A 12,426-nucleotide genomic window follows, 5' to 3' on the forward strand; every position below is an offset into this window, starting at 1 on the left:
TTACCAGACCCTTTCTTCACTCTCTTCAGGAGATCCATCTCCATAATAGCTATCCCAATAGCCCTGACTTTCTTTATCTTCCTCAGCTTCCTGCTGAGTCTCTTCTCTTTCTTCGCGAGCGTCTGACTCTTTTTCTTTCATCTGCTCTCTGATCTCTTCTTCTCGATCATCATCAACATCATCAGGCTCAGACTGGTTCTGATTCTGATTGTTCTGATTCTGATCGTTCTGGTTCTGCTGATCCTGGCTCTGGTCCTGCTGATCCTGCTGATTCTGATCCTGCTGATTCTGGTCCTGATTCTGCTCCTGGTTCTGCTCATCGATCTTCTGCTGAATCTCTTCTTTCATCTTCTCAAGCTCTTCGATCTTGTTATCGATATCTGTTTTCAGAGTTTCAGCATCCTGGCTGTGACCATTAGCATCTTCAGCACCTGCGCAGTTCTTCTCAGTAAGTATCTCTCTGTCGGCTTTAAGCTGGTCTATAACCTCATCAATTTTCTCGATAAGTGCTTCAAGATCAACTTCTTCATTGTTTTTGAAAGCTTCGTATCCGGTATCGATCGTATTAAAATCGATCTGCTGGATCTTGGTCATTGTGAGGTTAATACGAACACAGCACTCTTCACCTTCAGGAAGTTCGAATTCAAGACACTTCTCATAATAGATCTGAGCCTTGGAATAGTCACCATCTTTATAGTGAGCGTTACCGAGATTATAATTCATTACATATGCATCATATGGAAGCACTTCAAGAACGTCTTCTTCCATTTCCACATAACGCTCTTCATCCTCCATACTCTCCATAAGTATGTAATAATCTCCGGAATTTACCATTTTTGCAAAGATGTGATTACCACCAACTCTGTAAAGAACCACTGCAGCAAATGCTGCAATTATAAGAGCAGTTCCCAAAAATCCGTATTTTATTTTTCTCATGTTGTTATACCTCGCTATTATACCGTCATTTTCTAAATAATAGAATCTCAGATACAAGCAAAACCATCAGTACAGGAAGCATATAAAAATATGTATCATCCTTATTCTCTACATCTTCTCTAAGTTCAGCTTCATACTTGGCATCTGTGATAATAGATTCAACTGTATCATCTATATCATCTACTTCTTCCATGTGAATATATTCTACTCCCATTTTAGAAGCTATGGCTTCAAGACTTTCCTCTCCAATGCAGGAAACTGCAAGATCACCAGTCTGGGGATCGTAAATATCAAGGCCGTTTCCATCCTTCATTGTAGCTCCGTCTTCGCTTCCGATACCTATAACAGCTCCGCCGTCAATTTTTCCAAGGAGTCTGGAATATGGGGAATATTTGCTACCTGATGAATCGTTATCCTCATCATCTTCCTCATCTTCCTCTTCATCGGTATCCTCATCTGAAGACTTATCAGCCTTATCTGATTCCAGAGTTTCTTCTCCATCTGAAAAAATGAATACTATTGTCTCTCTGTTCTCATATTCAGCCTTCATATGCTGAATTATTCTGTCCATCTCATCAACAGGGCTGTTCATATTACTACCTTTAGCCGCATACATACTCGGTTCATACAAATAATCGAGTGCATCTGTTATGGACTGCCTGTCAGGTGTAAGAGGAATCTGTACTTCCGCTTTGTCTGAGAAAGTTATCAGAGCAAAAGAGCTTCCTGTAAATTCATCCATGATAGCGTTACAGGCCTCTTTTGTTCCGTCTATACGGCTTTCGTCACCGTCATAATCCTCAGCCCACATACTGATAGTAGAATCGACTACAAAAAGTACATTGAGACTTGGAACGGTAACTGTAGCCTCGTTTGAAGGTACCATTACTCTTAAGTTGATTACATATATGCATATACAGATAAGAACTGTAATTACAGTTTCTATGGTCTTCTTCCAAACACTTCCATGTGACCTGATCATTCCTATAAAAAGACCTGCGAAGACCATGGCAATTATTGGTAAGATTACAATAATCGGTAAAATCGGATTTGTTGTCAACACGCACCTCCTGCCCTTGCAGCAGCCAGTGCAAGTATTCCTACTAAAATAAATATAAATGGTGTCTTAGGCATATCATATGTTCTTGTCTCTGTGATCTCATCCACCTGCATTGCTTCGTGAGACTGGATCGCTTCGACTATACCTTTTGTATCAAAATTGTCATCGGCAACATAGAATGCTCCACCTGTCTTGACACTTGAATCTCTCAGCTCTTCACTAAGATCATCAAAATCGTATCCGTAATTAAGCTCATAGAATTTATCCTCAGGCGGGAAAATACCAAACAGAACAACATCATTCTTTGCACAAAGATCTGCTGCCTCAGGAAGTCTTACATAAGGCTTCTTGAAAGCATTCTCCGCATTATCTGTAACCATAAGGATTATTCTTGTTCTTTCTGAATCCTTCAGAGAAGGGAAATCATAAAGGCATGTTGCAAGGCCTTCACCTATCAGTGAACTACCAAGCTCATCACTATTTACAACAGTTCCAGCTTCGAACTCAAGAAGTTCATCAATAACCTCGTACATTTCCTCTTCTTCAGCATCTGTTAATCCGTCATAATACTTATCATATAATTCACAATATCTCTTTTGATTAACAAAATACTGTTCCAGCTTATCAAGCTTTTCACATGCAAAATCTTTATCATCAGTAAGAGGCATATAAAGAACAGATGATGTATTAAAAATTGAAATACCGACTCTGTCTCCGTCAAGCCCCTCAACTACTGTCTTTAAGTTTTTTACAAAATCGTAGTTAAGGCCATACAATGAATATGAAACATCCAGGCACAGGAAAATATCTCGTCTCTGAATACCTGTAGTTACTTCCTCTGTATAAGAAGGTCTTCCCATAAGATAAGCCGATGATAAAAGGCCAAGGGAAATACCTGCAATACCCACTACATTAAGAACTGTGTGGACCATTTTTCTGATCCTGTAGCCCTTCATGTTATTAACCATCCACATGGCGCCATAGCCCATGTATTTGCTCATTTCATCTGCTGAAAGAGCTTTTCTTTTCTTATATTCCCTGATTCCGAATATCCCGGCAACTATTACTGCCACTCCAATCATGACCCACATTGCCAGGATTTCGTTTCTAAGTTCTATCTCCATGCTGCCACCAGTTTTTTTGCATCTCTTAAGAAATTAGCTGCATCCTTTGCTGAATATTTTGAAAATTCTGCACCATACAGACATCCAATAAGCTTTGTAAGATCTCTGCTGTTCCATTTGTACATTTCTGTAAGTGTACTACAATCCATCTCCTTACCTGTTGCATAGGAAAGGAAGTCTCTTACTGTTATGCTTATGATCGTACTTGTCTCTCTGACACCGATCTCTTTTCTCTTGTACTTATTATCAAGGTCATTAAGTCTTGTAAGAGTCTCAACTCGCTTTTTCTCGATCATTTCAGGAGTCTTATCAGGTGCCTTCTTCACTGCAACTACTCGTGCAGTCTTTTCTACTCTGATAAAGCAGAAAGTAACAAAACATATAAGTGATGCCAAAAGCAAAGATATCAATATAATATATAAATATTTATCATCAAATAATGCATCCTGAAGCGAAACTGAGAATTCCATTAGCCCACCCCCCTGTTTAATACTTTAATTATTGATTCTGTTATATCCTGCGTACTTCTTACAACTTCATATGAAGCGCCGCATGCGCGAAGGTTTCTCATTGCTTTAGCCTGAAGATCAGCCTTCTTATTGCTGATCTCATCAGCCATTCCTGAAGAATATGACAGATATTCGGATACCGCAACACCTGTCTGAGCATTGTAAATATGACTGCTTCCCCAATCTGCGTCTTCCATAAGGATCACATACAGATCTCGAACCGTACATATGCTCTTTATCAGCCTGTCATCAAGTGTTAACACACCATACAGATCTGTTATAAGGAAAAGAGATACACTTCTCATTGGAGAAGCAACTATACGTTTAAGCTGCATATTGAACTCGTCGGTAAGTGCAGCTTTCTTTTTTCCTGCAAGTTGAACGCTCATATTATAGCAGCCTTCAAGGCGTCTTAACTGAGCCTCTAAAAAGCCGGGGCCGCATGAAAATCTTTCCTGTCTTCCGGCTTCCATACCACCAATGATCTGATATTCAGCACCGGCTTTTGTGCACATATATGCTGCACTTGCTGCTGTAATGATACCTGCTGCCGTCTTGGAATGACCATCCGGCATAGCACCAAGCATATTCCTGCCTGTATCTACCACAAACATGAATCTTCTTTTCTTGTCTGCAACATAGTTTCTGACAAGGATCTCGCCGGTTCTTGAAGATGATTTCCAGTCTATATCTCGAAGGTTATCACCAGCGACATACTCTCTCAGATCTTCAAGCTCCATGCTTCTGCCTCTGAAAACAGATCTGAAAGCACCATCCGCGCGACCAACCTGTTTACCAAAGTTACTAAAATGAATTTCTGCTGCCGGAAGGTTAAGTGCCTCATAGTTAGGACGAAGCCTTAAAGGATTGGCATTTTGCTTTTTACCCAACATATGGTCTTATTCCTTTCACGGAGTTCTGACTGCTCTGACAATACCGTCAACAATCATGTCCTCATTGATTCCATCTGCTGCTGCAAGGTAACGAAGTGATATACGATGTCTGAGAACCTGTCTTGAAATGCTCTTAACATCATCAGGTGTTACAAACAGTCTTCCCTGCATAAGAGCAAGAGCCTTACTCATCTTAAGGAAAGCGATAGTCGCACGAGGGCTGGCACCAAGGCTTACATAACCCTTAAGGTTTGCAGGAAGATACTGATCAGCGCATCTTGTTGCTGCAACAATAGCAGCGATATAGTTTTTAACTGTAGGATCACAGTAAATATTTGAAACGATCTTCTGAAGTCTTGCTATCTCTTCAATAGAAAGAACTGCAGGCTGCTTTTCCATCTTTATGTCATGCTCGATAGCTTCCATCATATTAAGGATAGAAACCTCTTCCTGAAGTGAAGGATAGGAAATCTTTTCCTTAATAAGGAAACGGTCTGCCTGAGCCTCTGAGAGCGGATATGTACCTTCCTGTTCGATAGGGTTCTGTGTAGCTATAACAAAAAATGTATCTTTAGGCATATGGTATGAGTTACCACCAATTGTTACCTGCTTCTCCTGCATGGCCTCAAGCATGGCACTCTGAGTCTTGGCACTTGATCTGTTGATCTCATCTAGAAGAACAATATTGGCAAATACAGGTCCGAGAACTGTTTCAAACTTACCTGAATCCTGTCTGAATATCTGTGTACCAACAATATCACCAGGTAAAAGGTCAGGAGTACACTGAATTCTTGAAAACTTACCTCCTATAGCATCTGCAAGTGCTCTGGCTGCTGTAGTCTTGGCAAGTCCCGGAACAGACTCAACAAGTACGTGACCATTACCAAGAAGCGCAGCTATCATAGATCTCTCAAGGAGCTTCTGTCCAACGACATTCTGCTCGAAATATCTTGAAAGCTTTCCAATAGCCTGTTGTGACCAGGCAAAATCTTCATTACTTATCTGAACATTCATTAACACACACCTCATGTATTTTCTTTGATGATTATAATTTAACACTGTCTATAAGAATAACACATTTAAACTGACAAAACGTTATAAATATACGACGAACGACAAAATAACCTTACTTTTTTGTTATTTACTTGACTTTTAGTTATTTCCTTAAAATAATTAATTACATCTTTATTTTTGTAGAAAATATGTTATACTTGATATCGACGCTTTAAAGCGCCAACGTATAAAAGCATTTTGTGTGGCAAAAAACAAATAGAGTTTACTTAGTTTGCCGCCATTGAAAGGAGCACCATGTCATTCGAGTACATTCAGAAGGTTCCAACACCTCAGGAAATACAGGAAGAATTCCCTGTAGCAGCATCACTTAAAGCAATCAAGAAGGAAAGAGACAAAGCAATCGCTGATGTTTTTACAGGTAAGAGTGATAAATTTATTGTTATAGTAGGGCCATGTTCAGCTGATAATGAAGATGCAGTTATCGACTACGTTTCACGACTTGCCAAGGTTAACGATAAGGTCAAGGACAAGCTTATCATCATTCCTCGTATCTACACTAACAAGCCACGTACTACAGGCGAAGGCTATAAGGGAATCACTTCACAGCCTGACCCTGAGAAAAATCCTGATTTCAGACAGGGACTTATCGCCATGCGTCACATGCACATCCGTGCAATCGAAGAATCCGGTCTTACCAGCGCAGACGAAATGCTCTACCCTGAAAACTGGGGATATGTTGAAGATATTCTTTCATATGTAGCAATAGGTGCCCGCTCCGTTGAAGATCAGCAGCACAGAATGACTGCCAGCGGCTTCGATGTTCCTGCCGGAATGAAGAATCCTACAAGCGGATATCTTACAGTTATGCTGAATTCAATCTATGCAGCTCAGCATCCTCATTCTTTCTTATATAGAGGATATGAGGTTACTACATCCGGTAACCCTCTTGCTCACTGCGTACTCCGCGGTTCACAGAACAAGAACGGACGTAACATTCCTAACTACCATTATGAAGACTTAAGTCTTGTAAACCAGCTCTACAAGGAGCAGGATATCCAGAACCCTGCAGTTATCGTTGATTCAAACCACAATAACTCTGGTAAAAAATATCGTGAGCAGGTTAGAATCGTAAAGGAAGTACTTCACAGCCGTCAGCACTCAGATGAGATCAGAAAGCTTGTTAAGGGTGTAATGATCGAGAGCTACATCGAGGAAGGTGCTCAGAAGATCGGCGAAGGAATCTACGGAAAGTCCATCACAGATCCATGCCTTGGATGGGATGCAACAGAAAAGCTTCTCTACGATATCGCAGAGCTCAGCTGATGCAAGCGTTATAAGCTGCCAACACCTTGAAGATTCCCGAGGCTGGGAGTTAACAAATGATTTTGTTGTCGTGAAAAATATAAAATTCAAGGCATGATATCTGAAGGATATATTCTGGGATTTATAAACTCGCTTCGCTCAGACAGATAAATCCCAAACAGAATATATCCTTCATATATCAAGCTCTTGAATTTAATATATTTTTCAAAGACAAAAAAATCACTTGTTAACTCCCAGCCTCGGGAATCTTCAAGGTGTTGTTTACGTTTTATATATACGAAATTTTATTTATTCTAATTATTTATGACTTTTTGTCACTTCGTTCCAAAAGTCATGTAAATAGGCCAATTGAGAACACCTTCGGTGCCTAGCCTATTTACCTACCGATTCACTTTCTTACGAAATCCGCAGTAAATGCGGATTTCTGATTCAAAGTTGCGAAAACATATACAATTCAATAATATACTTTCAGTATACTCGAATATTGTTTCATTTCTAAGATTATCTGGGTTGAGTTCTCTGATAGATTTCTCTAATATAATTATGCTTATTATCAGCATATCTTTGGGTTGATGCTATATCCTGATGCCCTAGCATTTCCTGTACTACTTGTATATCTGCGCCATTTTCTATCATATGAGAAGCGAAAGTGTGTCGTATAGAGAATGGGGTAATGGCTGATTTTATGCCTGCCATTTTGCCGTACTTTTTAATCATCTTCCATACACCTTGTCTGCTCATGGCTTTGCCGCCTGTGGCTGATAAGAATAAAATTCCTTCGTCTGTGGTATCGCCAAGGAGGGCTAGTCTTCCGCCTTTTAAGTAGTCCATAATGGCGCTTCTTGCGTGTTGGCCGAAGGGGACTATTCTATCCTGGCCAAAGTTTTTGAAGTCAATGCAGTTGAGTCTAAACTCAACGTCGTCTATTTTAAGCATGGCTATTTCGCTTACACGGATTCCGGTGGCAAAGAGGAGCTCCAGCATGGCTTTATCTCTTTTGCCTTTTGGGGTGTTTAGGTCAGGCTGATCTAGGAGCATGGCGATCTCTCTTTCTGTGAGGATTTTGGGGAGAGATCTTTCTATGTGAGGGGCTTTTAGGCCTTCTGTTATGTCGTTTTCAAGTTCTCCGCTTTCAACCATGAAGTGCCAGAAGGATCTTATGGACGATATGTGCCTTGATATGGTTGTGTCAGCCATGAGGTGTTCTGTCATGTTACTTACATACGAAGAAAGCTGGTCTTCGCTCACCTCAGACCAGCTATATATGTTCTCTTCTTTCATCGCCATCATTAGACGCGTAAGATCGCGTCTGTATGATAACAGCGAATTTTCTTTTACTTCTCTGACGTTCCCCAGATAAGATATGAATTCGTTAATTGCATCTTCCATGGATTATCTCCATTTTGACTTAATATAACCAACCAAAGATACGTAATTACATTAATTATATAATGTGAATTCAAAGAATCAAGATTATTTTTTCCATATAAATTTTAGTATTTGTAAATAACATAAATCAAACTTCGCACATATAAAATATACTAAAGCTTTGAATATTCCTGAGGCTGGCAGCCTATAAATGATTTTGTTGTCTTTGAAAATAATATTAAATTCAAGAGCGTGATATATGGAGATTTATATTCCCGCTTAGGGGCCGTATGTTTGAGCGTAGCGAGTTTCGGCCCCCTGGGAATAGAAAGCTCCAGATATCATGCCTTGAATTTTATATTATTTTCATGACAACAAAATCATTTATAGGCTGCCAACCTCAGGAATACTCGACAACCTAGCCATTTTACATGTGCGAAGTTTGAATAACATAAAACAAAAAATCGCAGAAGCAAACATCTGGTGTCTGCTTCTGCGATCTATATTTATCAATCCATAGTTGCAAGGATTTTCTCAGCACTTACATACTTAACGCAGAGTGTGAAAAGAGTTGCTGCTGTCTTAAGGTCTGCAAGTGAAGGATATGTAGGAGCAATACGGATATTGCTGTCTGTAGGATCCTTGTGGTAAGGATATGTTGATCCTGCACCTGTAAGCTTAACTCCTGCCTTCTTACAATATGCCACGATCTGTTTAGCGCAACCAGGCATGGAATCAAAGCTGATGAAGTAACCGCCCTTTGGCTTAGTCCACTCACCGATTCCAAGACCGCCAAGGTTCTCATCGAAGATACTCTCTACTGCTTCGAACTTAGGTCTTAAGATATCAGCCTGTTTTTTCATATGTTCAACCATACCATGGATATCTTTGAAGTATCTTACATGGCGAAGCTGGTTAACCTTGTCGTGACCGATTGTCTGGAAGTTCATCTGCTTAACGATATCTTCCATGTTGTTAAGGCTTGTTGCCATAGCTGCAATTCCAGATCCAGGGAAAGTGATCTTGGATGTTGAAGCAAACTTATAAACAAGGTCAGGATTGCCAGCCTTCTTGCACTCAGCAAGGATCTCGATGAGATAATCCTGCTCTGTATCATACAGATGATGGATACCATAAGCATTATCCCAGTAAATACGGAAATCATGTGCCTTAGGCTTAAGGTTAGCAAAACGTCTTACTGTTACATCTGAATATGAATATCCCTGAGGATTTGAATACTTCGGAACGCACCAGATACCCTTAATGCTCTCGTCTTCTGCAACAAGCTTCTCGACCATATCCATATCAGGGCCTTCAGGAGACATAGGAACAGGAATCATCTCGATGCCGAAATACTCTGTAATAGCAAAGTGTCTGTCATATCCGGGTGAAGGGCAAAGCCACTTAACCTTATCAAGCTTGCACCATGGAGTATTGCCCATAACACCGTGTGTAAATGAACGGCTGATGCAGTCATACATAACATTAAGAGAAGAATTACCAAAGATGATAATATTGCTTGGGTTATTCTCCATCATATCGGAAAGAAGCTCTTTAGCTTCATCAATACCTGTAAGCACACCGTAGTTACGGCAATCTGTACCATCTTCACAAGCAAGATCAGAATTTGAACTAAGAACATCCATCATTCCCATAGAAAGATCAAGCTGCTCTTTGCATGGCTTACCACGGCTCATATCAAGAGACATCTCCATAGCCTGATACTTGTCATACTCTTTCTTTAATGAAGCAAGCTCTGCTGTGAGTTCCTCCTTTGACATTTCTGTGTACTTCTTCACATTCTTTGCATTCTTCATTGCCTTATATCTCCACCTTCCAAAATAATATACCTTAATAAAAATACCTAAATAAAAATATTTAAACCAAAATACCTAAATAAAAATACCTAAACAAAAATACAAAAATAAAACACCTTAATAAACTACCATTACTGCTGGCCTGACTCTTCAATAGCGTCCTCAATAGCGTTAAATACAGGCAGCTCATCAAATGTAGCGAAGTAATCTCTCATAGTCTGCGCTCTTCTGATGCATCTTACGCTTCCATCTTCCTGAAGCAGAAGTTCGCTGCTCCACAGACGACCATTGTAGTTATAACCCATAGCAAAACCGTGGGCACCGGCGTCGTGGATATAGATAAGATCACCCATATCGATCTTAGGAAGCTTTCTGTCTATAGCAAACTTATCGTTGTTTTCACAAAGAGAACCGGTTACATCATAAAGATGATCGCAAGGCTCGTTTTCTTTGCCCAAAACAGTTATATGATGATAGGAGCCGTACATTGCAGGGCGCATAAGGTTAGCTGCGCAGGCATCAACTCCGATGTACTCCTTGTAGATATGCTTCTCATGGATAGCTCTTGTAACAAGGCTTCCGAATGGTCCCATCATATATCTGCCCATCTCTGTGAAAATAGCTACATCGCCAAGTCCGGCAGGAACCATGATCTCATCAAACTTCTTGTGAACACCCTCGCCGATAACAGCGATATCGTTAGGAGTCTGATCAGGAGTATAAGGAATTCCTACGCCTCCTGAAAGATTGATAAATGTAATATCAGCGCCTGTAGCTTCCTTAAGCCTTATTGCAAGCTCAAAAAGCTGACCGGCAAGCTGAGGATAATATTCATTAGTTACAGTGTTACTTGCAAGAAAAGCATGAATACCGAAGTGCTTAACGCCATGCTCCATCATCTTGGTAAAAGCCTCGGCCATCTGCTCTTCAGACATTCCATACTTGGAATCCCCAGGATTATCCATGATTCCGTTACTCATCTTGAACACGCCGCCCGGATTAAATCTGCAGCACATAGTTTCCTTAAAAGGAATATTATTCTCGATAAAATAGTCTACATGAGTAAGATCATCAAGATTGATGATAGAATCAAGTTCACCTGCATATACAAACTCTTCAACCGGTGTATCGTTGGAAGAAAACATTATATCTGCGCCCTTGGCACCAACAGCCCTTGAAAGAACAAGTTCCGCCATTGATGAACAGTCGAATCCACATCCCTCTTCAAGCAAAACCTTAAGAATCTCAGGGTTTGGAGTAGCTTTAACTGCAAAATACTCGCGGAAACCTTTATTCCATGAAAATGCCTTGTTTACGGCACGTGCGTTCTCTCTGATGCCCTTTTCATCATAAATATAAAAAGGTGTGGGGTACTCTCTGGCAATTGCTTCTGCCTGTTCTTTGCTGATAAAAGCCTTTTTCATATCTAAATTCATGCCTTTCTATTTGTGTAATTGTATCTTTGTATACAATTTGACCATTTACTCTAGTAAAGTACCATAAAATATGCCACTTGTACAGAGTTTATATTAAGTTTTTTGAATTGATTAATATCACAAGGAAACTTTTAAGGGATATCCCCGAACTACAGGATGTAGTTCGTACATGCTTAGAAATGCATGGATGCATTTCTATGTACCTACTACAGGATGTAGTCCAGACATGTCCAGAAATTAGGAGTTCTTAAAAGAACTCCGGATGCATTTCTATGTCAGGGATCTGCCAATCGATCTTTTCTAACCCGTTTTGTTCCAAGAACTCATTACACTTGCTAAAATGCTTGCAGCCAAAGAATCCTCTGTAAGCTGATAATGGGCTCGGGTGTGGCGCTTTTAATATAAGGTGCTTAGGGTTATTAAGCATTTCAGCCTTCTTCTGCGCAGGGCTTCCCCACAGCATATAGACGATCGGCCTGTCCTCATTGTTGACAGCTCTTATGATTGCATCCGTAAAGTTCTCCCATCCTTTTCCTTTGTGGGAAAAAGCCTGGTGAGCCCTTACAGTAAGAAGCGTGTTCAATAAAAGCACGCCCTGCTTAGCCCAATGCTCAAGATATCCGTTATTTGGGATCTTGCAGCCAAGATCATCATGAAGCTCTTTATAGATATTAACAAGTGAAGGCGGAATATCCACATCAGGTCTTACTGAAAAGCACAGACCATGCGCCTGTCTGGGTTCATGATAAGGGTCCTGTCCTAAGATAACAACCTTTATATCATGAAGATCTGTAAGATGAAGAGCGTTAAATATCTCTTCTGACGGCGGATATACCACATGTGTAGAATATTCTTCTTTTATAAATTTGTATAAATCAGTATAGTAAGGTTTTCTGAACTCAGGTTCCAAAGCCTTAGCCCAGTTTCCACTAATTGCTCCCATTTT

11 protein-coding genes are annotated in these 12,426 nt (G+C 40.2%); 1 reads left to right on the forward strand and 10 read right to left on the reverse strand.

Annotation, left to right across the window (positions count from 1 at the left end; translation table 11 throughout):
• From WAA20_RS11800 to WAA20_RS11825, 6 genes are read right to left on the reverse strand one after another with little or no spacing between them, the layout of a single operon-like run.
• A complete protein-coding gene (locus WAA20_RS11800) occupies window positions 1-936 on the reverse strand; it encodes a tetratricopeptide repeat protein (protein ID WP_073385868.1) in 936 nt (311 codons plus the stop codon).
• Between the two features lie 25 nt (window positions 937-961).
• Window positions 962-1,996 (reverse strand): VWA domain-containing protein, encoded by a 1,035-nt coding sequence (locus WAA20_RS11805; protein WP_073385866.1) that lies wholly within the window; start codon window positions 1,994-1,996, stop codon window positions 962-964.
• The gene (locus WAA20_RS11810; protein WP_073385865.1) at window positions 1,993-3,120 is read right to left on the reverse strand and encodes a vWA domain-containing protein; all 1,128 of its coding nucleotides are present in this window, start codon (window positions 3,118-3,120) and stop codon (window positions 1,993-1,995) included. The genes WAA20_RS11805 and WAA20_RS11810 overlap by 4 nt, the downstream gene beginning before the upstream one ends.
• Window positions 3,111-3,590, reverse strand: coding sequence for a hypothetical protein (locus tag WAA20_RS11815; RefSeq protein WP_073385864.1), 480 nt, complete (start codon window positions 3,588-3,590; stop codon window positions 3,111-3,113). Before WAA20_RS11815 ends, WAA20_RS11810 begins: the two co-directional genes overlap by 10 nt.
• Window positions 3,590-4,522, reverse strand: a complete 933-nt coding sequence (locus WAA20_RS11820; protein ID WP_073385862.1) for a DUF58 domain-containing protein — start codon at window positions 4,520-4,522, stop codon at window positions 3,590-3,592. Before WAA20_RS11820 ends, WAA20_RS11815 begins: the two co-directional genes overlap by 1 nt.
• A gap of 15 nt (window positions 4,523-4,537) precedes the next feature.
• Entirely contained in the window at window positions 4,538-5,536 is a 999-nt protein-coding gene (locus WAA20_RS11825) for a MoxR family ATPase (protein ID WP_242951146.1), read from the reverse strand.
• Between the two features lie 294 nt (window positions 5,537-5,830).
• Between WAA20_RS11825 and WAA20_RS11830 the strand changes: the two genes are divergently transcribed.
• Window positions 5,831-6,859, forward strand: coding sequence for a 3-deoxy-7-phosphoheptulonate synthase (locus tag WAA20_RS11830; protein ID WP_073385859.1), 1,029 nt, complete (start codon window positions 5,831-5,833; stop codon window positions 6,857-6,859).
• Window positions 6,860-7,360: 501 nt separating this feature from the next.
• Here the strand turns inward: WAA20_RS11830 and WAA20_RS11835 are convergent.
• The 4 genes from WAA20_RS11835 to ung all read right to left on the reverse strand — a co-directional run bounded on the left by WAA20_RS11835 (window position 7,361) and on the right by ung (window position 12,423).
• Window positions 7,361-8,248 carry a tyrosine recombinase gene (locus WAA20_RS11835; protein WP_073385858.1) on the reverse strand — a complete coding sequence of 296 codons (888 nt, stop codon included), beginning with the start codon at window positions 8,246-8,248 and terminating at the stop codon, window positions 7,361-7,363.
• 488 nt (window positions 8,249-8,736) lie between these two features.
• Window positions 8,737-10,026 (reverse strand): aminotransferase class I/II-fold pyridoxal phosphate-dependent enzyme, encoded by a 1,290-nt coding sequence (locus WAA20_RS11840; protein WP_073386034.1) that lies wholly within the window; start codon window positions 10,024-10,026, stop codon window positions 8,737-8,739.
• A gap of 149 nt (window positions 10,027-10,175) precedes the next feature.
• Window positions 10,176-11,480 carry a diaminopimelate decarboxylase gene (locus WAA20_RS11845; RefSeq protein WP_338801076.1) on the reverse strand — a complete coding sequence of 435 codons (1,305 nt, stop codon included), beginning with the start codon at window positions 11,478-11,480 and terminating at the stop codon, window positions 10,176-10,178.
• Window positions 11,481-11,727: 247 nt separating this feature from the next.
• Window positions 11,728-12,423, reverse strand: coding sequence for a uracil-DNA glycosylase (gene ung, locus WAA20_RS11850; RefSeq protein ID WP_073385855.1), 696 nt, complete (start codon window positions 12,421-12,423; stop codon window positions 11,728-11,730).
• Window positions 12,424-12,426 lie beyond the last annotated feature (3 nt).

Source organism: Butyrivibrio fibrisolvens, assembly GCF_037113525.1.
Classification (GTDB): Bacteria; Bacillota; Clostridia; order Lachnospirales; family Lachnospiraceae; genus Butyrivibrio; species Butyrivibrio fibrisolvens.

Coding starts and splice junctions, on each gene's coding strand:
- WAA20_RS11800 (WP_073385868.1), bottom strand. CDS start 936: ATGAGAAAAATAAAATACGGATTTTTGGGAACTGCTCTTATAATTGCA.
- WAA20_RS11810 (WP_073385865.1), bottom strand. CDS start 3,120: ATGGAGATAGAACTTAGAAACGAAATCCTGGCAATGTGGGTCATGATT.
- WAA20_RS11815 (WP_073385864.1), bottom strand. CDS start 3,590: ATGGAATTCTCAGTTTCGCTTCAGGATGCATTATTTGATGATAAATAT.
- WAA20_RS11820 (WP_073385862.1), bottom strand. CDS start 4,522: ATGTTGGGTAAAAAGCAAAATGCCAATCCTTTAAGGCTTCGTCCTAAC.
- WAA20_RS11825 (WP_242951146.1), bottom strand. CDS start 5,536: ATGAATGTTCAGATAAGTAATGAAGATTTTGCCTGGTCACAACAGGCT.
- WAA20_RS11830 (WP_073385859.1), top strand. CDS start 5,831: ATGTCATTCGAGTACATTCAGAAGGTTCCAACACCTCAGGAAATACAG.
- WAA20_RS11835 (WP_073385858.1), bottom strand. CDS start 8,248: ATGGAAGATGCAATTAACGAATTCATATCTTATCTGGGGAACGTCAGA.
- WAA20_RS11845 (WP_338801076.1), bottom strand. CDS start 11,480: ATGAATTTAGATATGAAAAAGGCTTTTATCAGCAAAGAACAGGCAGAA.
- ung (WP_073385855.1), bottom strand. CDS start 12,423: ATGGGAGCAATTAGTGGAAACTGGGCTAAGGCTTTGGAACCTGAGTTC.